Annotated in this window: 23 protein-coding genes, 2 tRNA genes and 1 other RNA gene; 11 read left to right on the plus strand and 15 right to left on the minus strand. The window is 70.5% G+C overall.

All coding sequences use genetic code 11. The annotated features are described in order from the left end of the window. Nucleotides 1-9: 9 nt before the first annotated feature. Together AB0K18_RS21825 and AB0K18_RS21830 are read left to right on the plus strand one after the other, a co-directional pair. Complete coding sequence (locus tag AB0K18_RS21825) at nucleotides 10-753, plus strand: tyrosine-protein phosphatase (protein WP_364916884.1); 744 nt, start codon at nucleotides 10-12, stop codon at nucleotides 751-753. Nucleotides 754-912: 159 nt separating this feature from the next. Further along, nucleotides 913-2,109 (plus strand): amidohydrolase family protein, encoded by a 1,197-nt coding sequence (locus tag AB0K18_RS21830; protein WP_364916887.1) that lies wholly within the window; start codon nucleotides 913-915, stop codon nucleotides 2,107-2,109. Here the strand turns inward: AB0K18_RS21830 and AB0K18_RS21835 are convergent. The 4 genes from AB0K18_RS21835 to AB0K18_RS21850 form a co-directional block, all read right to left on the minus strand. Further along, complete coding sequence (locus AB0K18_RS21835; RefSeq protein ID WP_345392976.1) at nucleotides 2,106-2,453, minus strand: YkvA family protein; 348 nt, start codon at nucleotides 2,451-2,453, stop codon at nucleotides 2,106-2,108. The two genes, AB0K18_RS21830 and AB0K18_RS21835, sit on opposite strands and share 4 nt — an antisense overlap. Nucleotides 2,454-2,522: 69 nt before the next feature. Beyond that, nucleotides 2,523-3,941: an amidase family protein gene (locus AB0K18_RS21840; RefSeq protein ID WP_364916890.1), complete on the minus strand. Its 1,419-nt coding sequence runs from the start codon at nucleotides 3,939-3,941 to the stop codon at nucleotides 2,523-2,525. Between the two features lie 3 nt (nucleotides 3,942-3,944). Next, nucleotides 3,945-4,901, minus strand: a complete 957-nt coding sequence (locus tag AB0K18_RS21845) for an LLM class F420-dependent oxidoreductase (RefSeq protein WP_364916893.1) — start codon at nucleotides 4,899-4,901, stop codon at nucleotides 3,945-3,947. Nucleotides 4,902-4,958: 57 nt separating this feature from the next. Beyond that, nucleotides 4,959-5,627 (minus strand): TetR family transcriptional regulator, encoded by a 669-nt coding sequence (locus tag AB0K18_RS21850; protein WP_364368845.1) that lies wholly within the window; start codon nucleotides 5,625-5,627, stop codon nucleotides 4,959-4,961. Between the two features lie 174 nt (nucleotides 5,628-5,801). On the opposite strand from AB0K18_RS21850, the gene AB0K18_RS21855 reads away from it, so the two are divergent. Further along, nucleotides 5,802-6,731: a hypothetical protein gene (locus tag AB0K18_RS21855; protein WP_364916895.1), complete on the plus strand. Its 930-nt coding sequence runs from the start codon at nucleotides 5,802-5,804 to the stop codon at nucleotides 6,729-6,731. Nucleotides 6,732-6,839: 108 nt separating this feature from the next. On the opposite strand, the gene AB0K18_RS21860 is transcribed toward AB0K18_RS21855, so the two are convergent. The 5 genes from AB0K18_RS21860 to AB0K18_RS21880 form a co-directional block, all read right to left on the minus strand. Beyond that, complete coding sequence (locus AB0K18_RS21860) at nucleotides 6,840-7,904, minus strand: aspartate-semialdehyde dehydrogenase (RefSeq protein ID WP_364916898.1); 1,065 nt, start codon at nucleotides 7,902-7,904, stop codon at nucleotides 6,840-6,842. Beyond that, entirely contained in the window at nucleotides 7,901-9,175 is a 1,275-nt protein-coding gene (locus AB0K18_RS21865; RefSeq protein ID WP_364916900.1) for an aspartate kinase, read from the minus strand. Before AB0K18_RS21865 ends, AB0K18_RS21860 begins: the two co-directional genes overlap by 4 nt. An 84-nt stretch (nucleotides 9,176-9,259) precedes the next feature. Next, nucleotides 9,260-9,790: a DUF5063 domain-containing protein gene (locus tag AB0K18_RS21870; RefSeq protein ID WP_345392988.1), complete on the minus strand. Its 531-nt coding sequence runs from the start codon at nucleotides 9,788-9,790 to the stop codon at nucleotides 9,260-9,262. Next, nucleotides 9,783-10,382, minus strand: a complete 600-nt coding sequence (gene recR / locus AB0K18_RS21875) for a recombination mediator RecR (protein ID WP_219508192.1) — start codon at nucleotides 10,380-10,382, stop codon at nucleotides 9,783-9,785. Before recR ends, AB0K18_RS21870 begins: the two co-directional genes overlap by 8 nt. Before the next feature lie 2 nt (nucleotides 10,383-10,384). Beyond that, nucleotides 10,385-10,735: a YbaB/EbfC family nucleoid-associated protein gene (locus tag AB0K18_RS21880; protein ID WP_185069492.1), complete on the minus strand. Its 351-nt coding sequence runs from the start codon at nucleotides 10,733-10,735 to the stop codon at nucleotides 10,385-10,387. 427 nt (nucleotides 10,736-11,162) lie between these two features. Between AB0K18_RS21880 and AB0K18_RS21885 the strand changes: the two genes are divergently transcribed. After that, nucleotides 11,163-12,599, plus strand: coding sequence for a GAF domain-containing protein (locus AB0K18_RS21885; RefSeq protein ID WP_364916903.1), 1,437 nt, complete (start codon nucleotides 11,163-11,165; stop codon nucleotides 12,597-12,599). A gap of 392 nt (nucleotides 12,600-12,991) precedes the next feature. Here the strand turns inward: AB0K18_RS21885 and AB0K18_RS21890 are convergent, their stop codons facing one another. Together AB0K18_RS21890 and ffs are read right to left on the minus strand one after the other, a co-directional pair. Next, nucleotides 12,992-15,526 carry a DNA polymerase III subunit gamma and tau gene (locus tag AB0K18_RS21890; protein WP_364916906.1) on the minus strand — a complete coding sequence of 845 codons (2,535 nt, stop codon included), beginning with the start codon at nucleotides 15,524-15,526 and terminating at the stop codon, nucleotides 12,992-12,994. Between the two features lie 31 nt (nucleotides 15,527-15,557). Then, nucleotides 15,558-15,653, minus strand: an RNA gene (gene ffs, locus AB0K18_RS21895) — signal recognition particle sRNA small type. 105 nt (nucleotides 15,654-15,758) lie between these two features. Between ffs and AB0K18_RS21900 the strand changes: the two genes are divergently transcribed. From AB0K18_RS21900 to AB0K18_RS21915, 4 genes are all read left to right on the plus strand, one after another. Continuing rightward, nucleotides 15,759-15,843: transfer RNA gene (locus tag AB0K18_RS21900), tRNA-Ser, on the plus strand. A gap of 385 nt (nucleotides 15,844-16,228) precedes the next feature. Next, complete coding sequence (locus AB0K18_RS21905) at nucleotides 16,229-16,795, plus strand: hypothetical protein (protein ID WP_364916909.1); 567 nt, start codon at nucleotides 16,229-16,231, stop codon at nucleotides 16,793-16,795. Nucleotides 16,796-16,949: 154 nt separating this feature from the next. Further along, nucleotides 16,950-17,390 (plus strand): HIT family protein, encoded by a 441-nt coding sequence (locus AB0K18_RS21910; protein WP_364916912.1) that lies wholly within the window; start codon nucleotides 16,950-16,952, stop codon nucleotides 17,388-17,390. Nucleotides 17,391-17,424: 34 nt separating this feature from the next. After that, a complete protein-coding gene (locus AB0K18_RS21915; RefSeq protein ID WP_364916915.1) occupies nucleotides 17,425-17,706 on the plus strand; it encodes a hypothetical protein in 282 nt (93 codons plus the stop codon). Between the two features lie 3 nt (nucleotides 17,707-17,709). On the opposite strand, the gene AB0K18_RS21920 is transcribed toward AB0K18_RS21915, so the two are convergent. Then, nucleotides 17,710-18,351, minus strand: coding sequence for a LysE family translocator (locus AB0K18_RS21920; RefSeq protein ID WP_364916917.1), 642 nt, complete (start codon nucleotides 18,349-18,351; stop codon nucleotides 17,710-17,712). A gap of 98 nt (nucleotides 18,352-18,449) precedes the next feature. On the opposite strand from AB0K18_RS21920, the gene AB0K18_RS21925 reads away from it, so the two are divergent. The 3 genes from AB0K18_RS21925 (at nucleotide 18,450) to AB0K18_RS21935 (ending at nucleotide 20,640) form a co-directional block, all read left to right on the plus strand. After that, on the plus strand, nucleotides 18,450-19,400 hold the full coding sequence (locus AB0K18_RS21925) for a neutral zinc metallopeptidase (protein ID WP_364916920.1): 951 nt from the start codon (nucleotides 18,450-18,452) through the stop codon (nucleotides 19,398-19,400). A 73-nt stretch (nucleotides 19,401-19,473) separates the two neighbouring features. Beyond that, complete coding sequence (locus tag AB0K18_RS21930) at nucleotides 19,474-20,295, plus strand: neutral zinc metallopeptidase (RefSeq protein WP_364916923.1); 822 nt, start codon at nucleotides 19,474-19,476, stop codon at nucleotides 20,293-20,295. 48 nt (nucleotides 20,296-20,343) lie between these two features. Continuing rightward, nucleotides 20,344-20,640 carry a type II toxin-antitoxin system VapB family antitoxin gene (locus AB0K18_RS21935; RefSeq protein WP_345393030.1) on the plus strand — a complete coding sequence of 99 codons (297 nt, stop codon included), beginning with the start codon at nucleotides 20,344-20,346 and terminating at the stop codon, nucleotides 20,638-20,640. A gap of 159 nt (nucleotides 20,641-20,799) precedes the next feature. Here the strand turns inward: AB0K18_RS21935 and AB0K18_RS21940 are convergent. The 3 genes from AB0K18_RS21940 to AB0K18_RS21950 form a co-directional block, all read right to left on the minus strand. Beyond that, nucleotides 20,800-20,889, minus strand: a tRNA-Ser gene (locus AB0K18_RS21940). 10 nt (nucleotides 20,890-20,899) lie between these two features. Next, nucleotides 20,900-21,337 carry a tRNA adenosine(34) deaminase TadA gene (gene tadA, locus AB0K18_RS21945; protein WP_364916925.1) on the minus strand — a complete coding sequence of 146 codons (438 nt, stop codon included), beginning with the start codon at nucleotides 21,335-21,337 and terminating at the stop codon, nucleotides 20,900-20,902. A gap of 14 nt (nucleotides 21,338-21,351) precedes the next feature. Beyond that, a complete protein-coding gene (locus AB0K18_RS21950) occupies nucleotides 21,352-21,828 on the minus strand; it encodes a tRNA adenosine deaminase-associated protein (RefSeq protein WP_364916928.1) in 477 nt (158 codons plus the stop codon). Between the last annotated feature and the right edge of the window lie 12 nt (nucleotides 21,829-21,840).

A 21,840-nucleotide genomic window follows, 5' to 3' on the forward strand; every position in this document is an offset into this window, starting at 1 on the left:
GTGTTGAGGGTGATCCGCCACATTGAGTTCACCAATCTGTGCAACTTCCGCGACGTAGGTGGATATGCCACCCAAGGCGGGCGTACCGTCCGCTGGCAGCGGCTCTACCGCGCCGACTCCCTCGGCTGGCTGGCCGGCGACGACCTCGCCGCCTACCGGGCACTGGGCGTGCGCAGCGTCATCGATCTGCGTCACCCCTTCGAGGTCGAGAAGGCCGGACGCGTGCCGGAAAGCGACTGCCCCCACTACCAGAACCTGCCCATCGAGGGCCGGCGCTGGGAGCTCACCCCGTACAGCGAGGAGGTGGGCATCGCCCGCTACCTCGCCGACCGCTACCTGGAGATCACCGAGGACGGCGTCGCCAACCTCAGGACCGCCCTGGAGACCGTCGCGGCGGCGGACAACGCGCCCGTGGTCGTGCACTGCGCGGCGGGAAAGGACCGTACGGGCGTGCTCACCGCGCTCGTGCTGTCGCTGGTCGGCGTGGACGAGGACGACATCGTGGCGGACTACGCGCTCACCGGCCGCGCCACCGAGCGCTTCATCGCCGACTGGCGCAGGCGCCACCCTGACACGCCGCTGTGGCCGGGCTTCGGGCTGGCCCCCGCCGAGACCATGCGGCTCTTCCTCACCGACCTCACGGCCCGTCACGGCAGCATCGAGAGGTATGTCACTCAGGTGCTCCAACTTTCCCCCGACGCGGTCGCCGAACTCCGCGCACATTTGCTGACTGAGGCGAACGGCGCTGGGTAGTGGAGCGCAGGGCCTGCTTGCTGCGCGAGGCGGGCCCGTTCATCCCGGGATCGCCAGCCATCCCCCTCCCGGCGGTCCCGGGTCAACATCCTCACGCAGAGACCCAACGGATACGTCGCAGCTTGTTCGACGTTATGCCGCCGTCGTACGGTTACGTGCGTGACTACGCCGCTGCTCCCCGATCCTGACCCCAGGCGGCGCGACTACGTGATCATCTCAGCCGACGATCACCTGATCGAGCCGCCCGACCTGTTCGAAGGGCGCCTGCCGGAGAAATACGCCGAGGTCGCGCCCAAGGTCGTGGAGACGGAGGCCGGTCACCAGGTCTGGCGCTACGGCGGCGCGACCTATCCGTGCGCCGGCATCGACGTCGGCGCGGGGCTGCCGAGAGAGCAGCGGACGCTCGACCCCGTCAGGTTCGAGAACATGCGTCCGGGCTGCCACGACATCGAGGCCCGCATCCAGGACATGGACCTGGCCGGCATCTGGGCCGCGCTCTGCTTCCCCGGCATGCTGGCCGGGCAGGCCGGCATGCCGTTCGCCAGGACCCGCGACCAGGAGCTCGGCCTCGCCCTCGTGCGGGCGTGGAACGACTGGCACATCGACGTCTGGGCCGGCACCTACCCCGAGCGCATCATCGGCCTGCAGCTGCCGTGGCTGCCCGACCCCGACGTGGCGGCCAAGGAGATCAGGGCCAACGCGGCCAGAGGATTCAAGGCGGTCGTGTTCCCCGAGTTCCCGACCAGGCTGCGGCTGCCGTCGATCCACTCGGGCCACTGGGACCCGTTCTTCGCCGCGTGCGAGGAGACCGGCACCGTCGTCTGCCTGCACGCCGGCGACTCCTCCTGGTCGCCCGTGCCGTCGCCGGACACGCCCATCGAGGCCATCACCACGCTCATGCCGACGAGCGCCATGTTCGCCTGCGCCGACTGGCTGTGGTCAGGGCTGCCGCTGCGCTTCCCCGCACTGCGCATCCTCATCGTCGAGGGCGGCGTGGGCTGGCTGCCGATGCTGGCCGAGCGCGCCGACTACGCCCTCGACCACCCGGTGGCCGGCGAGGCGTCGTGGGAGGGCGGGCTCAAGCCCAGCGAGGTGCTGCGCCGCAACTTCTTCTTCGGCACCCTCGACGACCACGCGCTGTCGGGTGTGCGGCTCGCGGTCGGCCTCGACCACGTGCTGCAGGAGAGCGGCTACCCCCACTCCGACTCGACCTGGCCCGACACGCAGAAGTCGGTGGCCCAGAATCTCGGAACGCTCCCACCGGCCGACATCGCCAGGGTCGCCTACGGCAACGCCGCCCGCCTGTTCGGTCACCCGCTGCCGTCGCGGGCCTGGCTGCGGATGGAGGAGATCTAGACCTCGTCGAGCCGGCCCTGGATGACCTCGCGTTCCCGCTGGACGTAGCGGCCGCTCTCGCCGAGCAGCGAGGCCATCAGCCACAGGAACACGCCGAAGTCGTCGGCCACCCCGATCAGCATGAGGAAGTCGGGGATGACGTCGATCGGCGAGATCAGGTAGACCACGCCGAGCCCCATCAGCGCCAGCTTGCCCTTGCCCATGCCCGCGTACTGGCCGCGCATGACCGCGCCCAGCATCCGCGGGATCGCCCTGACCCTGGTCATCAGTGGCGGCGACCCGGGCCTGGTCACCTCGCGGTAGGTCTTCCACGCCGCCGCCGCCCGTGCTGCCTTCGCCATCATGTGCAACCCCCTACCCCCGGTCTCTCACGACATAACGCGTCGGAAAGGCCAGGGGTTCCTGTCCTCAGGTCAGGGCAGGCAGGGGTGCTCGAACGGCCTGGCGTGCTCTATCTGGGCGGCCACCCGTACGAGGAGGTCCTCGCGCCCGGCGGCGGCCACGAGCTGCACGCCCACCGGCAGCCCCGCTGAGGTCCTGTGCAGGGGCAGTGAGACGGCCGGCTGGCCGGTCGCGTTGATCGGCGAGGTGAAGGCGACCACCGACGCGGTACGCCCGAACGCGGTGCTGAGGTCGTCCGGCGGGATCCAGCCCAGCGGGAACGGCGCCGCCGCCACCGACGGCACCAGCAGCAGGTCGTACCCGGAGCTCCACCAGGCGGCCATCCCGCGGCGGAACCCGTCCATCCACTGCGTGGACAGCAGGTGGTCGGCGGCACTGCGCTGGCGGCCCGCGCCGACCATGGCGGCGTTGCGCAGCTCCAGCTCCTCCATCTCCACCGGCTTGCCCCGTGCTTCGCCGAGTGCGGCGACCAGCGCGGCGAGGTTGTCGGAGACGATGGCGCCGAAATGGCGGGGGAAGTCGGGATCGGCGAGCGCTTGCGGCCCGCCCTCGGTGACGTCGTGGCCCAGCGACTCCAGCAGCGCGGCGGCCCCGGTGACCGCCTCCGTCACCTCGGGCGCCTCGGGGACGTCGCCGCGCGGGTGCGTGGTGAGGAACCCGACGCGCAGCCGTCCCGGGTCGCGGCCCACCTCGTCGGCGAGCCTGCCGGGCAGCGGCGGGGCGTCGTACGGGTCGCCCGGATGCATGCCGGAGACGGCGTCGAGCGCCGCCGCGGTGTCGCGTACGGTCCTGGTGACGAAACCGGGGCAGGAGAAGCCGTTCCACCCCTCACCCATCGCCGGGCCGAGGCTGACCCGGCCGCGCGACGGTTTGAGCCCCACCAGCCCGCACAGCGAGGCGGGCACCCGGATCGAGCCGCCGCCATCGCTCGCCGTGGCCAGCGCGACCATCCCGGCCGCCACCGCCGCCGCCGACCCGCCGCTCGACCCGCCCGCCGAGTACGCCGGATCGTACGGGTTCCGCGTCGCCCCGAACGCGACCGGCTCCGTCGTGATCGTGCTGCCGAACTCGGGGGTGTTCGTCCGCCCGAGCAGCACGAACCCGGCCTCGCGCAGCCGGACGACCCCGTACGCGTCGGCGGCGTCCTCGACCCCGTCGCGCACGTTCGACCCCGCGCTGTACGGCTCGCCCGCCTCCCGCCAGCCGAGGTCCTTGAGCAGGATCGGCACCCCGCGGAAGGGCGCACCGGCCGGGATGGCGTCGATCTCGGCGAGCGCCCGCTCGAACCGCCGGTGGACGACCGCGTTGAGCACCCCGTCGGTCTCCTCGATGCGCGCGATCGCGGCCTCGGCCAGCTCGCGCGCCGACACCTGACCGTCCCTGACCGCCTGGGCCTGGCCGGTCGCGTCCAGCCGCAGTAGGTCGCGCATCGCCTACGCCTCCGGTGCCAGCTCGCGGACCGCCTGGTCGATGGGCGTCGCGCCGGGCAACGGCGCGAGGACCGGGGTGTCGAGGCCGTTGGCGACGTACTCCTTGATGCGGGCCCGGCAGGTGGCGGCGTCGCCGTGCACGATCAGGTCGTCCACCACCTCGTCGGGGATGGCCTTGAGCGCGGCCTGCCGGTCGCCCGCGGCCCACGCCTCATGCATCGGGCGGAGCACCTCGCCGCGGCCCAGCCAGTCGTGGAAGGCCGCGTAGACGGGGACGGTCAGGTAGCTCGCGAGCATCCACCTCGCGGTCTCGCGGACCCGCTCGGTGTCCTCGTCCACGCAGACGAACAGGCGGGCGATCAGCTCGGTGTCGGGGCCGATCTCGGCGCGGACCTTCCGGACGTCGCTGGGCGCGAGCCAGTTCGTGATCGCGCCGTCCGCCTCCTCGGCGGCCAGCCGCAGCATCCTCGGCCGCAGCGCGGCCAGCACGATCTTCGGTGGCGTCTTGGGCGCGCGTTCCAGCTTGAAGCCCTTGACCTCGAACGTCTCGTACGCCTCCGAGACCTTCTCCCCCGCCAGCGCCCGCTTCAGGAAGCGCAGGGTGTCGCGGGTACGCGCGTACGGCTTGGCGAACGTGCCCGCGTTCCACCGCTCGACGATCGCCGGCGACGACGCCCCGACGCCCAGCACGAACCGGCCGGGCGCGAGGTCGGCCAGCGTCGCGGCCGACATCGCGAGCAGCCCGGGGCCGCGCGTCGAGACGGGCACGATCGCGCTGCCCAGCCGCACCTGCGGCGCCCACTGCGCGGCCAGCGCCAGCGGCACGAACCCGTCGGCGCCGTTGACCTCGGCGGACCACACGTCGGTGTAGCCGAGCGCGGGCAGCTCGGCTATGAGGTCCTGCGCCTTGGACAGCGATCGATCGTAGAAGGGGATCGTCATACCCCAGTTCTGCGTCATACACGGCCTCCCAGATGCCACATCAGGAGGACCATACCAACCGCTCGGTATGTCGCCCTAGGCCCGCAGCTCGTGCACCGCCGCGATGAAGTCCTTCGTGATGCCCCGCAACCCCGGCAGGTGCGACAGCCCGACCAGCCGGTCCACCAGCGGCACCGTCACCTCGATCAGCCGGTACGTCCGCGCGCACCCCTCCGAGGTGTCGTGCACCCAGAACAGCACCATGCCCATCGACAGCAGCCACAGCAGCTCGGGCAGCTCCTCGCGCAGCTCGGCGTTCATCCGGTCGCGCGAGCCCTCGACGACCTCCCGGTAGATGGCGATCGACGCCTCACGCGCGGGCGAGGACTGCTTGCTGAACGGGCTGAGCGGATTGGTCGGCTCGGCCGCGTGCTTGAAGAACTTCACGGCGAACTCGTGGTAGGGCTCGGAGACCCGCACCCACTCCCGCAGCACCCCGCTCAACCTGGCCGCGAACGACTCCTCCGTGGCGAGGAACTCCCGGCACGCGGCTTCGTGCTCGGCCTGCGCCCGGTCGTAATAAGCCTGGATCAACGCCTCCTTGCTGTCGAAGTAGTAGTAAGCGTTGCCCACGGACACACCGGCCTCGGCCGCGATGGCCCGCATGGTGGTCGCGTCGAAGCCGCGCTCCCTGAACAGTCGCAAGGCCGTCTCGACGATGACCTCTCGAGTGCTCTCCGCTCCTCTGTTTCGGGCTTCGGACACGTTCGTCACTTTACGTCGTCGAACACGGTTAGGTCATGGAGCCGCACGGTGATCACCGCCACAAGGCAAAGTTGCACTCGCGGTGCGAGTTATCTCCAGTGAATGGTGGGATTGTCGTTTCAGGCGGAAGGGCTATTTCCGCGAAAAGGCATCGACATGTGGATACGTGGAACAGTGCGGCTCCTGATAGTCGCGCTCCTCGGCATTCAGATCACCATAATCGCGCTGGCCACCGCTGCCGCCGCCGCCACCTACCCCGAAAAGGTGCCGGCACCGAGCGGCCTGCACGGGCCCGGCGGCTGGGAGCACAGCCCGGCCGTGCTGAGCGCGGTCCTCTCCGACGCGTACGAGATCGGGCCGCGCATCGCCTGGGCGCACCGGCGGCTGATCGAGGCCCGCGCGGAACTCGGCGCGATGAGCGAGTGGCCGTCGTGGGACGAGAGCGACGACGCCCAGGAACCCGCGTGGGAAGAGGCGTCCGACCTCGTGGAGCCGGCCAGGCCGGCCGCCGTCGAGGCGGTCAGGACCGGCGTCGCGGAGACCAGGGCGGAGCCGGTCAAGCCCAAGGCACGCCCCAAGGCGCTGCCCGGGGCCAGGAAGGCGCACAAGCAGCGCGTCCACACCAGGGCCGCCACGATGCCCCGGTTGCGGGCGCACGCCGCGCAGCGGCACGCTCGGGTCGATCTGACGCGGGTCCTGCCCAGGACGGCGGCGGTGACCATGTCCCACACGACCGCCGCCCACTGGCTCAGGCACGCCGGGCTGAAGACGAAGTCCACCGGCCGCTGCACCAGCAAGCACATGCGCCACTGCACGTCGCTGGAGCGCGTACGGACCGGCACGATCGCTGAGATCATCCGGCTGAAGCACAAGAGCGGCTGCCCGATCCTGGTGACCGGCGGCACCGAGCACGGCCACGCGCCCGGCCACTACAGCCACGGCAACGGCTACAAGCTGGACATCGCCCACAACGTCTGCATCGACCGGCACATCCACAAGCACTACGACAAGGCCGGCGTACGCAGCGACGGAGCCCGGCTCTACAAGGGCTCAGGCAAGGTCTTCGCCGACGAGGGCGACCACTGGGACATCCTCTTCCGGTGACAGGGCCGCGGCTCACGCAGCCGCCGGAAAGAAAGTGACGCCGCACGACGACGTACGGCGCCACCTCGTAGAACGGCTTACCGGAACCCGGCTTGCCGGAACACCGGCTTACCGGAACTCGGCCGCCACCAGCTCGGCGATCTCCGCCGCGTTGAGCGCCGCGCCCTTGCGCAGGTTGTCACCGCAGACGAACAGGTCGAGCGTGTTGGGGAAGTCGATCGCCTGACGGACACGACCGACGTAGGTCGGGTCGGTGCCCACCACGTCGACGGGCGTCGGCCAGACACCGTTGGCCGGGTCGTCCATCAGCACCACCGTCGGCGCCGCCTCAAGCACGCGGTGCGCCTCGGCGACCGTGATCTCGCGCTCGAAACGCGCGTGCACGGCCAGCGAGTGGGTGGTGATGACCGGCACGCGCACGCAGGTCGCGGAGACCTTCAGGCCGGGGATGCCGAGGATCTTGCGGGACTCGTTGCGGAGCTTGAGCTCCTCGGAGGCCCAGCCGTCACCCTTGTCGGAGCCCGCCCACGGCACCACGTTGAACGCGATGGGCGCCGGGAAAGGCGAGTCGGCCAGCAGCTTGTCGACCAGCGCCTTGCGGACGTCGCCCGCGCTCTGCCCGACCGTGCGGTCACCGGCCAGCGCCTCGATCTCGTCGTAGAGCCGCGCCGAACCCGCCACGCCGGCCCCGGACACCGCCTGGTAGGAGGCGACGACCAGCTCCTTGAGCGTGAACTCGGCGTGCAGCGCCCCCATGGCCGCCATCATCGACAGCGTCGTGCAGTTGGGGGTCGAGATGATGCCCCGCGGCCGCTCGCGCGCGTCGAGCGGGTTGACCTCGGGCACCACCAGCGGAACGTCGGGCTCCATGCGGAACGTGCCCGACTTGTCGATGGCGATCGCGCCGCGCTCGGCCGCGATCGGCACCCACACGGCCGACACCTCGTCGGGGACGTCGAAGATGGCGATGTCGATGCCGTCGAACACCTCAGGGGCCAGCGCCCGCACCACGACGTCCTCGCCGCGTACGGACAGCACCTTGCCCGCCGAACGGGCCGAGGCGACGAGACGGATCTCGCCCCAGATGTCCTCGCGCGTCGACACGATGTCGCGCATGACGGTGCCCACGGCGCCGGTCGCGCCGATCAGGGCCAGATTGGGCCTCTTGCTCATCGTCCTGAACCTCCGTACACCACGGCTTCGACCTGGTCGGCGTCGAGGTCGAAGGCGCGGTGGGCGGCCGCCACGGCCGCGTCGACACCGTCCTGCCCGACCACAACAGAGATGCGGATCTCTGAAGTGGAGATCATCTCGATGTTGACCCCCGCGTCGGCGAGGGCCGCGAAGAACGTCGCGGTGACGCCCGGGTGCGAGCGCATGCCCGCGCCGATCAGCGACACCTTCCCGATCTGGTCGTCGAACAGCAGCGACTCGAAACCGATCCGGGGCTGGATCTTCTTCAGCGAGCCCAGCGCCGTCTGGCTGTCGGCCGTGGGAAGCGTGAAGGAGATGTCGGTGCGGCCCGTGGCCGCGGCCGAGACGTTCTGCACGATCATGTCAATGTTGATCTCGGCGTCGGCCAGCGTTTTGAAGATCGTCGCAGCCTCGCCGACCTTGTCGGGCACCCCGACAACAGTGATCTTGGCCTCGCTCCGGTCGTGCGCCACGCCGGAGATGATCGGCTGCTCCATCTCGGTTCCTTCGGTGTAAGGGTCGGCTACGACCCACGTGCCTTCCTTGGTGCTGAACGAGCTGCGTACGTGGATCGGCAGGGCGAAGCGGCGCGCGTACTCGACGCACCGCAGGTGCAGGATCTTCGCACCGCAGGCCGCCATCTCCATCATCTCGTCGTAGTTGATCCGCGGAATCTGGCGCGCCGCGGGCACGATGCGCGGATCGGCGGTGAAGATGCCGTCGACGTCGGTGTAGATCTCGCAGACGTCGGCCTCGAGCGCCGCCGCCAGGGCGACCGCCGTGGTGTCGGAGCCGCCCCTGCCGAGCGTGGTGATGTCTTTGGTGTCCTGCGAGACGCCCTGGAACCCGGCCACGATCGCGATGTGGCCCTGGTCGATCGCCTCCTTGATGCGGCTCGGCGTCACGTCGATGATGCGCGCCTTGCCGTGCGTGGAGTCGGTGATCACGCCCGCCTGCGAGCCGGTGAACGAGCGGGCCTCGTGGCCGAGGTTGGCGATCGCCATCGCCAGCAGCGCCATCGAGATGCGCTCGCCCGAGGTCAGCAGCATGTCGAGCTCGCGTGCCGGGGGCAGCGGCGACACCTGCTCGGCCAGGTCGAGCAGCTCGTCCGTCGTGTCGCCCATTGCGGAGACGATCACGACCACGTCGTTGCCGGCTTTTTTCGTCGTGACGATCCGCTGCGCGACCCGCTTGATGCAGGACGCGTCGGCGACGGACGAACCACCGTACTTTTGCACAACGAGCGCCACGAGAGTCTCCCGGTTTGGACTGTGAGCTGCCAGTCTATCCGGGGCGTCTCGTGCGGCTGGTGGGTCGTACCAGTATGTGGATACTCAGACCGAGGTCGTTTCCTCCGCCACGTCGAGGCGGGAATGCGCCGCGAGGGCCTGCAGCGCGCGCATCGCGGCGCCCGCGTGGTTGCCCCACGTGTTGAAGTAGGAGTATTGCCACCACCACAGCGCCTCGTGCGGCCGGCCCGCGTGATAGTGGCGCAGCCCGTGGATGAGGTCGGCGGCGACCGCGGTCAGGTCGTCGGAGAGCCGGTACGGCGTGACGGCCGTGTCCTTGTACGGGTCGAACACCTCGACGTAGTCGTCGACCGCCTCCAGCCGCTCGGCCAGCGCCGTGCGCACCCCGTCGATGTCGGGGTCCTCACTCATCGGCGGCTCGTAGTTGCCCGACAGGATCACGTCGCGGTTAGCGCCCAGCTTGGCGCCCGCGAGGCTCACCTGGGCGACCTCCACCAGCAGGATCGACCAGATGGCGTCGCCGCCCTCGCCGCCCGCCATCCTGGTCAGACCGTCCACGTAGTTCTGCGCGTGCCCGGAGATCTCTTCCGCCAGAGCACTCCACTGGTCAGACATCCAGCAGCCTCCGTCCTTCGAACGCGCGGCCCAAGGTGACCTCGTCGGCGTACTCGAGATCACCGCCCACAGGCAGACCGCTGGCCAGTCGTGTCACTTTGACGCCCATCGGCTTGACCAGACGGGCGAGGTAGGTAGCCGTCGCCTCGCCCTCGAGGTTGGGGTCGGTGGCGAGGATGAGCTCGGTGACCCGGCCGTCGGCCAGGCGCGTCATGAGCTCACGGATGCGCAGGTCGTCGGGGCCGACCCCGTCGATGGGGCTGATGGCGCCGCCCAGCACGTGGTAGGTGCCGCGGAACTCGCGCGTCTTCTCGATCGCCACGACGTCCTTCGACTCCTCGACGACGCAGATGACGTGGGTGTCGCGGCGGGCGTCGCGGCAGATGCGGCACTCCTCCTCGGAGGCCACGTTGCCGCACACCCGGCAGAAGCGCACCTTCTCCTTGACCTCCAGCAACGCGTGCGCCAGCCGCTTGACGTCGGCTGGATCGGCCGCCAGCAGGTGGAACGCGATCCGCTGCGCGCTCTTGGGACCGACGCCGGGCAGCAGCCCCAGCTCGTCGATCAGGTTCTGGACGACCCCTTCGTACATGCCTAGAACCCTGGCAACTGTCCGAGGCCGCCGCCACCCAGCCCCTGCGCGAGCGGGCCGAGCTTTTCCTGCTGCAGGTCGGCGGCCGCGCGTACGGCGTCGCGGACGGCCGCGATCACCAGGTCGGCGATCGTGTCGGCGGTGTCCTGCGCGTCGCCCGCGTCGATCACACTCGGGTCGATCTTGAGCTCCAGCAGCTCGCCCGAGCCGTTGACGACGGCCGTGACCAGGCCGCCGCCGGCCGAGCCCTCGATCTGCGCGTCGTTGAGCTCCTGCTGGGCGCTCACGAGCTGCTGCTGCATGAGCTGGGCCTGCTCCAGCAGCTGCTGCAGGTTGACATCCCCTGGGTTCACCGTCGTGCGCTCCTCGTGGCTCCGCGTTCTTGACTGCCACGAGCCTACGGTGTTTGGGCGGCGTCATGTACTGGGGTGTCCCCTTGTTTCGTGGCCTTTTCCCCGTACGAGATGCGAATTGCGCTCCTCGACGCCCCTCATGGCGGGCTTTTCCGGTGTGCAGGCGCCGTCCTGACCAGGCCCTCATGACCATGTTCTGTCGTGTGTCGGCGTGTTCTGGCCGGATCTCGGCCCCCCTCCAGCGTCCGAGACCCGGCCACCACGTCGGCGGAGCGGCCGCACCACGCCGACGCGTTGGTCAAGAACGCTAGTGGGGGCAACGTTGCACACACGTTGCGTTCATTCAATCACCCTCCGCAATCCCCCGAACGACTTGCGCTTATGGCCCATAAGACGGATGCTCTAACTTGACTACTTGGAGTGACCGATGAGTTACCCCCATCTCGACGCGTACTCCCGCCTGCTGCGCGGGGCCTACGAAGCCGTCGCCGCCGGCCAGAGCTGGCCGCACGCGCCCCGCCGCCTGATCAAGGCATCCTGGATCCGCTCGCTCGACGCCGGCATCGATCTCGAAGGCACGAGCGCGCCGCTCGTCATCGACCCCTCCCACATCAGGGACCTGCGTGACGACCACCCGCTGCGCCCGCTGCTCCCGCTGCTCGCCCACACCCTGGCCGGGCTCGCCGACGCGAGCGGCCACGTCATGATCGTCACCGACGGTGACGGGCGCGTGCTGTGGCGCGAGGGAAACCACACCACGCTGTCGCGCGCCGACGGCATCGGCCTGGCCGACGGTCACCAGTGGAGCGAGCAGCACGTCGGCACCAACGGCATCGGCACCGCGCTCGCCACCGGGCGGCCCGTCCACGTCTTCTCCGAAGAGCACCTCATGCGGGTGCTGCACGTCTGGTCCTGCAGCGCCGCCCCCATCACCGACCCCGACTCCGGCCGGGTCATCGGCTGCGTCGACGTCAGCGGCACCTCCCGCAGCCTCCACCCCGCCACCGTCGCCCTCGTCGCCACCACGGCCAAGCTCGCCGAGACGCAGCTCGCGCTGCGCATGCACGAGCACGACGAACGCCTGCGCCGCCGCTACGAGTCGCTGCGCGGCCGGCCAGGGGTCCTGCTGTCGGCCACCGGCCGCGTCATCTCCGGCGACCCCGCGGGCGACCTCGGCGATCGCGTCCACCTCGACGAGCGCGCCCACTTCGCCGGGCGGCGCATGATCCTCAAGGACGGCAGCGTCGCCCTGCTGGAGCCCTTCTCCGACGGCTACCTCCTGCGGCCCGCCCCGCCCACCGCCCCGCCCCTGCTCACGCTGTCCTTCCTCGGCGAACGCCCGCCCTCCGCCACCTACGGCGACCGCGACCGCCCCCTGTCGCTGCGGCACGCCGAGATCCTCACGCTCCTCGCCCTCCACCCCCATGGCCTGACCGCCGAGCAGCTCTCCTTCCACCTCTACGGCGACGACGGCAACCCCGTCACCATCCGGGCCGAGATCCACCGGCTCCGCGCCCAGCTCGGTGACGCCATCGCGGCGAAGCCGTACCGGCTGACCTGCCCCGTCGAGGCCGACTTCCTCGCGCTGCGCCGCCTGCTGCCCGCCGGCGACCCCGCCAGCCTCGCCCGCTCCTACCCCGGCCCGCTGCTGCCCCGCTCGGAGTCACCGGAGATTCGCCGCGAACGCGACGAACTCGAAGCCCAGGTCCGCGCCCGCCTCCTGCGGCACGGGACGCCCGAGGACTTGTGGACGTACGCACAGACCTGCAACGGCCGCGACGACTACGAGATCTTGGAACGCCTCGCCGCCCTCCCCCCGACCGACCCCCGCAGCGCCGCCGCCCGCTCCCGCCTGCTCTCCTGACCTCGTCCCACCCCGCACCCACCGACTCTCCAGAGCAGCACCACCGCCCGCATTCCTGGGCAGCGCCGCCCACCCGCACCCGCCTGTTCTCCTGACTCCCACCCAGCCCGCACCCACCTACGGCCGACTACGCGAAACTCCGCGGCCGTCGTCGAGTACCCGCCCAAGGCGACGCACGGTCACATCCCAGCAGCCGCCCCCGAGGTAGCGCACCGCAGAACCGCCTTCTTCGGGGCAGCCACCTGCTGCCTAGGCCGCCCCCACCTGGGTCACCACGCACCGCGCCCGTCCTACTGGCAGTCGCCTGCCGGCTCGGCCGCCCGCTGCGGACCGGAGCAACCCTCCCCCTCTTCTCAAGACGCCCGCCGAAGCGCCCGGTGAGGCTCAGGGGTTCAGGGGTGGTCGATCTCGCCGATGACCTTGGCGCCCAGTTCGCGTTCGAGGAGGGCCATGCCTGAGAGGGCGACCGTGTCGGCGTCGGCGTCGTTGAGCGGGTCGACGTCGTCGGAGTCGGTGGCCTTGGTGTCGCGGCCGGGGATCGCGCTCGGCCACGCGGACGTCGATGCGGACGTGGACGCGCCGCCCCTGGCGCCCGGGGCGCGGGGGCCGGCCGCGGCCGCGGCCTTCGCGGCCGAACGTGCGGCGGCGAGCCCGCTGCCTGGACCGCTGGAGACGCGCTGCCCGGCGGCGACGGTCTGCGTCAGGTCAGGCCCTGGTGGGGAGCCGGGGCCCGGGTCGTCGTCGGGGGCGTCGGGCCAGGATTCGTCGGTGGTCGCGCGAGCCGCCGCCGGTGGGCCGGCCGGAGGCTGGTCGCCGTCTTGCCCGCCGCCGTCGTCGGAGGACCCGTGTGAGGCCGTACGTCCCTGAGAGCCGGACGCGCCCTGCCCGCCGCCCTGAACGGCGTCCGAGGCTCCCGGCGAACCGGCGGACCCCTGCGCACTCTGGACGTTCGGCCCGTGCCCACCGGAGGGCCCGTGACCACCCTGAGCACCGTTCGCCTGACCGCCGGGCGCGCCCTGAGGACCGTTCACCTGACCGCCGGGTGCGCCCTGAGGGCCCCCCTGCGCAGGGGGACGGGCGGGGCCACGGGACGCCTGCGGCATCGGGGAGCCCCCGACCACCGCCTCGACCCGCCACGTGCCGCCGAGCACGTCGCCCAGCGCGGCGGCCACGACGGCGTCCTTGCCGCCGCCGGTGAAGTTCTTCATCGCGCCGACCTGGGTGAAGCCGAGTGTGACGAGGTTGCCCTCCACGCCGACCACCTGGGCGTTGGTGCTCACGTTGGCCCAGACGACGATGCTGCGCTGCTTGAGCGCGGCCAGCACGGCGGGCCACTGCGACTGGAGGCCACCGGCTCCGCCACCGCTCGGGGCCGCGGCAGGAGGCGTACCGCCGGAAAGAGCCGCACTGGCGGCGGCGCTCGATGGAGCGGTCCCTGCGGACGCCGCACCGGCCCCGGGACGAACCGCCTCAGGCCAGTCGTCACCGGAAGCCTGCCCGGCGCCCTTCGCGTCTCCGTCCGACCCGCCGGGACCCGCCACCTGAGCCCGCGCACCCGCCCCCGGACCCTGCGCACCGGCAGCGGCGGCACCATGGGTAGCGGAGGAGTCAGGCGCACCGGCAGCGGCGGGACCGTGCGCGGCGGAGGAGCCAGGCGTGGCGGAGGGGGCAGGAGCCGTCGCGACCGCTGCGGGAGCGTGCGCCACGGGTGCGGCGGCAGGAGCGGGGACGGCCGGGGCAGCCGCGGCGCGGGCCGCCATCTGGGCCACGGCGCCACCGCGTTCGAGCCGCTCGAGCCGCGCGAGCAACGCCCCTTCACCCTGCTCGGCGCCGGGCAGCAGCACGCGCGCGCACATCAGCTCCAGCAGCAGCCGCGGCGAGGTGGCGCCGCGCATCTCGGTGAGGCCCGCGTTGAAGACCTCGGCCGCGCGGGTCAGCTCGGCCGGTCCCATGGAGGACGCCTGCTGGACCAGGCGTTCGAGCTCGTCGGCCGGCCGGTCGAGCAGCCCGCTGGTGGCCGCCTCCGGGACGTTCGCCAGGATCACCAGGTCGCGGAAGCGTTCGAGCAGGTCGGAGGCGAAGCGGCGGGGGTCGTGGCCGCCCTCGATGACCCGGTTGACCGTGTGGAAGACCCGCCCGCCGTCACGGGCCGCGAACGCGTCGACGACCTCGTCTAGCAGGTCGCCGTCGGTGTAGCCGAGCAGGGAGACGGCCTTGGCGTAGGTGATGCCGTCGTCGTCGGCCCCGGCGAGCAGCTGGTCGAGGATCGACAGGGAGTCACGGGCCGAGCCGGCGCCCGCGCGTACGACGAGGGGCAGCGCGGTGGGCTCGAAGGGCACGTTCTCGGAGGTGAGGATCTCCTCCAGCAGCCCCCGGAGCGTCGCGGGCGGCATGAGCCTGAACGGATAGTGGTGTGTACGCGACTTGATGGTGCCGATGACCTTTTCCGGCTCCGTCGTCGCGAAGATGAACTTCAGATGCGGCGGGGGCTCCTCGACGAGCTTGAGCAGCGCGTTGAAACCCTCGCGGGTCACCATGTGCGCCTCGTCGATGATGTAGATCTTGTAGCGCGCGGACACGGGGGCGAAGAAGGCCCGCTCACGCAGGTCGCGCGCGTCGTCGACGCCACCGTGTGAGGCTGCGTCGATCTCGATGACGTCGAGGTGGCCGGGGCCGGTCGGGGCGAGCGCGACGCACGACTCGCACGCGCCGCAGGGGTCGGGCGTCGGGCCCTGCTCGCAGTTGAGCGAACGCGCCAGGATGCGCGCGCTGGAGGTCTTGCCACACCCTCGGGGGCCGCTGAAGAGGAAAGCGTGGTTGATGCGGCCCGTACGCAACGCCTGCCGCAGCGGGTCAGTGACGTGTTCCTGACCCTTGACTTCGGCGAAGGTCCCGGGTCGGTACTTGCGGTAAAGCGCAAGGCTCATGCGACCATCCCGCCTTCGAGGGGGCTCTCAACGAAGAGACCCCCCGCACACCCGCCAGAGCCCGCTTATCCTTGCTGCCTTCCGGCCCTGGGGAGGTTCACAGGATGACGCCGCGCGAGGGGTCCCTGGACAGTCTAGCCGGATGCGGCAGTGCTCGCTCCACCCCGCGCGAACCCGCCCGGCCGGAAATTCATGGTCTTGGCACCCCTGGAAGTCCGGTAAGCTCGTCGGCGGAGGATTCGCCTAGTGGCCGAGGGCGCACGCTTGGAAAGCGTGTATAGGGCAACCTATCGGGGGTTCAAATCCCCCATCCTCCGCGCCTGGTTGAGGCAGTAACGCGAAGGGGCCGACCCTACCCAGTCGGCCCCTTCGTCGTTCCCGGCCTCGGCCGCATGCAGCGGGGCCGGCACTCGATCTGCTCGGCGCCCACCACTTCACCGGCGGCTCCCAGCCGTGAAGATGTGCCGGTGAAACATCCCATCCCGTTCATCCGTCAGTGCCGTCACGCCCGCCTCCGTGTCCCTCCTCCCGTCCGTGTCCTCCGGCCGAAGGGTGTGGAGACCGTCTACCTCAACCGCTCCATCGGAGGAAGACCGGCGGACAGCCGGGTCCCGGCAATGGTGAGACACGCTTGCTGCTCTCGATGAGGTCCGGCCGCGGTGATGTCATGATCTCGGTGGCGCCTCGTCGATGGGATCCCCGATGCCTGCTCGCTCGCTCGTGCTGCTGATCGCCGCGCTCTTATTGGGCGGCCTCGCGGCCTTCGTGTACGTCCAGGACTCGAGCCTGGTGCTCCTGCGGGAGCATCTCAACCATCCGTTCGCGTTCAGCGTGCTGGCCTGCACGCTGGTCGTGCTGGCCGCCCTCGAGCTCCGGTGGAAGTGGCTACGGGCGCTGGTCATCATCCTCGCCGGGCTGGCCGGGAGTGGTGCGCTGCTCATAGGCCTGTTCCTCGCCGCACTCGGCTCGAAAGAGGACATCGGCTTCGTCGACGGCCCTGACCCGTACCGGGTCCGGCTCGAGCGGTCGATGGCCGGGCTCGGGCCGGACAGCATCACATGGCTCAGCCTGCGCAGGGACGACGGGCTCTTCAGCAGGGGGTGGCACGTCGCGTGCTTCAACGGCGACGACCCCGCCGATGCCTACGAGTCGGTCAGGTGGACGGGGGCGAGGTCGTTGGAGATCCGGGTCAACGACGGGCGCCACTTCCTCATCCCCCTGGACCCCGGCACCGGCCGGCCTCTCACCACGGTCGCCCTCAACTGCTGACGTCCGGCCGGACGACCTCGTCGAGGAACGTCTCGACGGCCGTCATCACATCGCCCAGCACCCGCCGTACGCGCCTCCGGGGACGATCACGACATTTCGCTGCGCTCTGACAGCATGGTTCGCGCCGAAGACGGATGCCACCAGGAGGCGCCCCGTGCACAACCACGCACCCGCCGATTACGACTGCCCGTTCTGCGACCTCCCCTCGGACCGCGAGCCCGACGTGGTCCACCGCGACGAGCGGGTCTTCGCGATGATCTGCCCGCGCTGGTGGCCGCGGAACCCGGGGCACCTGCTGATCATCCCCGTCGCCCACCACGAGAACCTGTACGACCTCCCCGCCGCCGACGGCCACGCCATCTTCGACGCCACCCAGTTGCTGGCCCGCGCCATGCGCACCGCGTACGACTGCGCCGGCGTCTCCACCCGCCAGCACAACGAGCCCGCGGGCAACCAGGACGTCTGGCACTTCCACCAGCACCTCTTCCCCCGCTACCCGGGCGACGACCTCTACCGCACACCCCCGCAGCCCGACTGGCTCCCCGCCGACCGCCGCCGCGCCTACGCCGACCTGCTGCGCGCGGCACTCGCCTGATGTGAAGGCGCTGTCCGTCCTCACCGTCAGCGCCATGGCCCGCAGAGACGGCAAGGTCCTCCTCGTACGGCAGCGCGGCGCGGACCCGGTCTGGGACCTGCCCGGCGGCATGGTGGAGGAGATCCGCTGCGCGGATCCCGACGGGGACGTCGTGGCGGCGGAGTGGGTCGCCGTCTCCGAAGCGATCAGGAGGCTGTCCGAGGGACGCGCGGCCCACATGCGGGACCCCGCCATGGAGTGCCTGACCCGTGCCGGAGACGGCGTGCGGTTCTGGGCGTGGCCGGACGGTCTGGACCGAGGACCTCGGGTGCTCTGAGGTTCAGGAGGCCACGATGGCCTTGGAGCGGTCGGTGGCCATGGTGACGGCGAAGGCGCCGAGGACGGTGCCGGTGAGGTAGCGCTGGACGCGGATCCAGACGGGGCGGCGGGCGAGGAACGCGGCGAGGCTGCCGGCCGTGATCACGATCAGGCCGTTGACCAGGGTGCCGATGGCCACCTGCACCGAGCCGAGCGCGATGCTCTGCAGCAGGACGTGTCCCATCGACGGGTCGACGAACTGCGGCAGCAACGACAGGTACAGGATGGCGATCTTGGGGTTGAGCAGGCAGGTCAGCAGGCCCATCGTGAACAGCTTGCCGGAGCGTTCGACGGGCAGCTCGCGCGGCTCGAAGGCGGAGGCGCCGCCCGGGCGAACGGCGTTCCAGGCCAGCCAGAGCAGGTACGCGGCGCCGGCGAGCTTGAGCGCGGTGTAGGCGGCCGGTACGTACGCGAAGACCGCCGTCAGCCCGAGGCAGGTCGCGATGAGGTACGTCGTGAACCCCAGGAACACCCCGCTCAGCGAGATGAACCCCGACTTGCGGCCTTGGGTGATCGAGCGCGACACCAGGTAGATCATGTTCGGCCCGGGCGTGAGCACCATGCCCAATGAGACCAGCGCGATCCCGATCATGCCAGCAGTCATAGCGGCAGAGTAGCCGACATATCAGGAAAAATCGCACTCTCATATATCGCTCTGCGTAATCGTCGCACTACAGGGCAGGACTGCGGTCGGAGGCTTCGATGCAGTTCGACGACGACAAACCGCTCGACCCGTCGCAGGTCGAGGACGCCCGCGCGTCGGGCCCGCGGCCCGGCGGCGGGTTCGGCAGGATGCCGGGCGGTTGCATGTTGCCGATCGGCGGCCGGGGCGGCGGGTGCCTGCTGCTGATCCTGGCAGTGGGGGCGATGTTCCTGTTCGGCATCATTCCGACGTCCTTCACCGGAGATCCGGGCGAGCAGGGCGATCCGGGCGGGCAGGGCGGCGGGCAGGCGCCGAGCGCCCCCGCCACCGGCAACCTCGCCGAACGCTGCAAGACCGGCGCCGACGCCGACCAGTCGGAGGACTGCCGGGTGGTGGGGACGGTCAACAGTATCCAGACGTACTGGCGGCGGGCGCTGCGCGACGGCGGGGAGACGTACCGGCCGGCCAAGACCGTGCTGTTCACCAGGGCCATCGAGACGGGCTGCGGCGCGGCGGACTCGGCGGTGGGGCCGTTCTACTGCCCGGCCGACCGCCGGGTCTACCTCGACCTCACCTTCTTCGACACGCTCCAGCGCGACTTCGGGGCCGAGGGCGGCCCGTTCGCGCAGGCGTACGTGATCGCCCACGAGTACGGGCACCACGTACAGAACCTGCTCGGCACCATGGACCAGCTGGGCCGCGACAGCAGGCCCGGCGCCGACAGCCCCTCCGTGCGTCTGGAGCTCCAGGCCGACTGCTACGCCGGCGTCTGGGCCCGCAACGCGGTCAAGACCGGCTTCTACGAGCAGCCGTTCTCGCAGAACGACATCCAGCAGGCGCTCAGCGCGGCGGCGGCCGTCGGCGACGACAGCATCCAGCGGCGCTCGCAGGGCCGCGTGACGCCCGACGCGTTCACGCACGGCACGTCGGAGCAGCGCGAGAAGTGGTTCAGCACCGGGTACGACAGCGGCGACCCCCAGCGGTGCGACACGTTCTCCGGGCGGATCTGAGCCCGGCTCGATAGAGCGGTCCTGGTTCGGGGCAGTCTGTCCTGCGGGCAATACCCCAGAAAGGGATGTCAGCATGGACTTCAGGGACCAGGCGGACCTCGACGCCTCGCAGGTGGAGGACGCGGGAGGGGGCGGTGGCTTCTCCGGCTTCCCCGGAGGTGTGGTGGTCGGCGGTGGCGGGATCGTCGGCCTGATCGTGCTGGTGCTGGTGTTCGTCCTGAACAACGTGAGCGCCGAGCCGGGCCAGGGCAGGCCGCCCGCTGATCTGTCGGCGCGGTGTCAGAAGGGCAAGGACGCGGACCAGTCGGAGAAGTGCCGGGTGGTGGGCGTGGTCAACAGCATCCAGGACTACTGGAAGCAGGAAATTTCGGGATATCGGGCGGCGAAGACCGTCCTCTACTCGGGACGGTTAAGGACCGCCTGCGGCTCCGCGAGCTCCTCCGCCGGCCCCTTCTACTGCCCCGGCGACCAGCGCGTCTACCTCGACCTCAGCTTCTTCGACCAGCTCCGATCCCAGTTCGGCGCCAAGGGCGGGCCGTTCGCGCAGGCGTACGTGATCGCCCACGAGTACGGACACCACGTACAGAAGCTCCTCGGCGCCCTCGACGGCGGCAGCTCCGTCGCCGTCGAGCTGCAGGCCGACTGCTACGCAGGCGTCTGGGCCCGCAACGCGGTCAGCACCGGCTTCTACGAGCAGCCCTTCACCTCGGCCGAGATCTCCGAGGCGCTCGACGCCGCCGCGGCGGTCGGCGACGACAGAATCCAGCGGCGCACCACCGGGAGAATCGATCCTGAATCGTTCACCCACGGGAGCTCACGGCAGCGCGTGGCCGCGTTCAAGCGCGGATACGAAAACGGCGCACCCACCGACTGCGATCTCCAGAACCCGGCGTGACGCGACCGGACAACGCGAGGAATCGGATTCTCTCCTAAAATCGGGGGGGTGATCTTCAAGCTAGTCGGCGACGGACGCCCTTATCCCAACCACGGTCTGACGAACCGCGATTGGGCCCAAATCCCTCCACGGCAGGTCCGGCTCGACTCGTTGATCACCACGAAGGCCATGCTGGACCTGCACTCGCTGCTCGCGGCCGACTCCACGTTCTACGGGGACCTCTTCCCGCACGTGGTGCAGTGGCAGGGCGAGCTCTATCTGGAGGACGGCCTGCACCGAGCGTTGCGGGCCGCGCTGCACCAACGATCGATCCTGCACGCCAGGGTCCTCGAACTGCCCAACTGAGAAAGGGGGCGCCGCGAATCTCGCGGCGCTCCCTTTGATTTTTCCGCCAACATCATTTTTCCGGCCGTGAACGACCGGTGAACACGATTACGGTTGTCACCCGCCGCCTGGTCTGCGGACATGCGAAAGGGCCCCCGAGATCTCGGAGGCCCTTCGGCGTGGCGGTGGTGGTGGGATTTGAACCCACGGATGAGTTGCCCCATCACACGCTTTCGAGGCGTGCGCCCTCGGCCACTAGGCGACACCACCGCGGAAGAGCTTACCGGATCCTGCGCGTAGCGAAGAACCGCTTTAGGGTCGCACCGCACTCTTCTGCGAGCACGCCCATGACGACCTCGGGCCGATGGTTGAGCCTGCGGTCGCGTACGACGTCCCAGAGCGAGCCCACGGCGCCGCCCTTCTCGTCCGTGGCGCCGTACACGATCCGCTCCACCCTGGCCAGCACCGCGGCGCCCGCGCACATCGTGCACGGCTCCAGCGTCACCACGAGCGTGCAGCCGCCGAGCCGCCACTCGCCGCGCCGGGCGGCGGCCGCGCGCAGCGCGAGCACCTCGGCGTGGGCCGTCGGGTCCGCGGTGGACTCGCGGTCGTTGCCTGCCTTGGCCAGCACCTCGCCGTGCTCGTCGAGCACGACAGCGCCGACGGGGATCTCACCCCTCGCGGCGGCCGAGCCGGCCTCCGCCAGGGCCAGACGCATGGCGTCCTCGTACGTCACCGCAACCGGTCGAGCTCGTCGGCGAACGAAAGCCGCTCGGCGATCACCGACAGGATGTCGGCCGGCAGCACGCCCTCCTCCATGCTCAGCTCAAGCAGCTCCTCGGAGCTCACTCCCAGGTCGCTGAGCAGCTCGAAGTCGCCCGCCGGGCGGACGCCGAGCCCGTTGCCCTCCTTGTCGGGCGCCACCCCGGCGAACTCGGCGAACAGCTCACCGAGGTTGTCGGCCACGACGGCGTGCACGTCGGAGAGGAACACCCGCGGCTCCTCGATGCCGTGGTAGCGGACGATCGCGAACCATTCGTCCTCGACCTCGACGCACAGCAGGGCGAGCTCGTCGCCGGAAAGTCCCAGCGTCTCCGTGACGGCGTCACCGAAGTCGTCGACGATCTCGACGTCCCCGAGATCGACCTCGGCACCGTTCCAGCCGTCGGAGGTTCTGACAAAGGCCGCAGAGAAGGTGTTGGACGCCATGTCCGCGCTCCA

The sequence above is a fragment of the Nonomuraea sp. NPDC049421 genome, from assembly GCF_040677005.1.
GTDB lineage: Bacteria > Actinomycetota > Actinomycetes > Streptosporangiales > Streptosporangiaceae > Nonomuraea > Nonomuraea salmonea.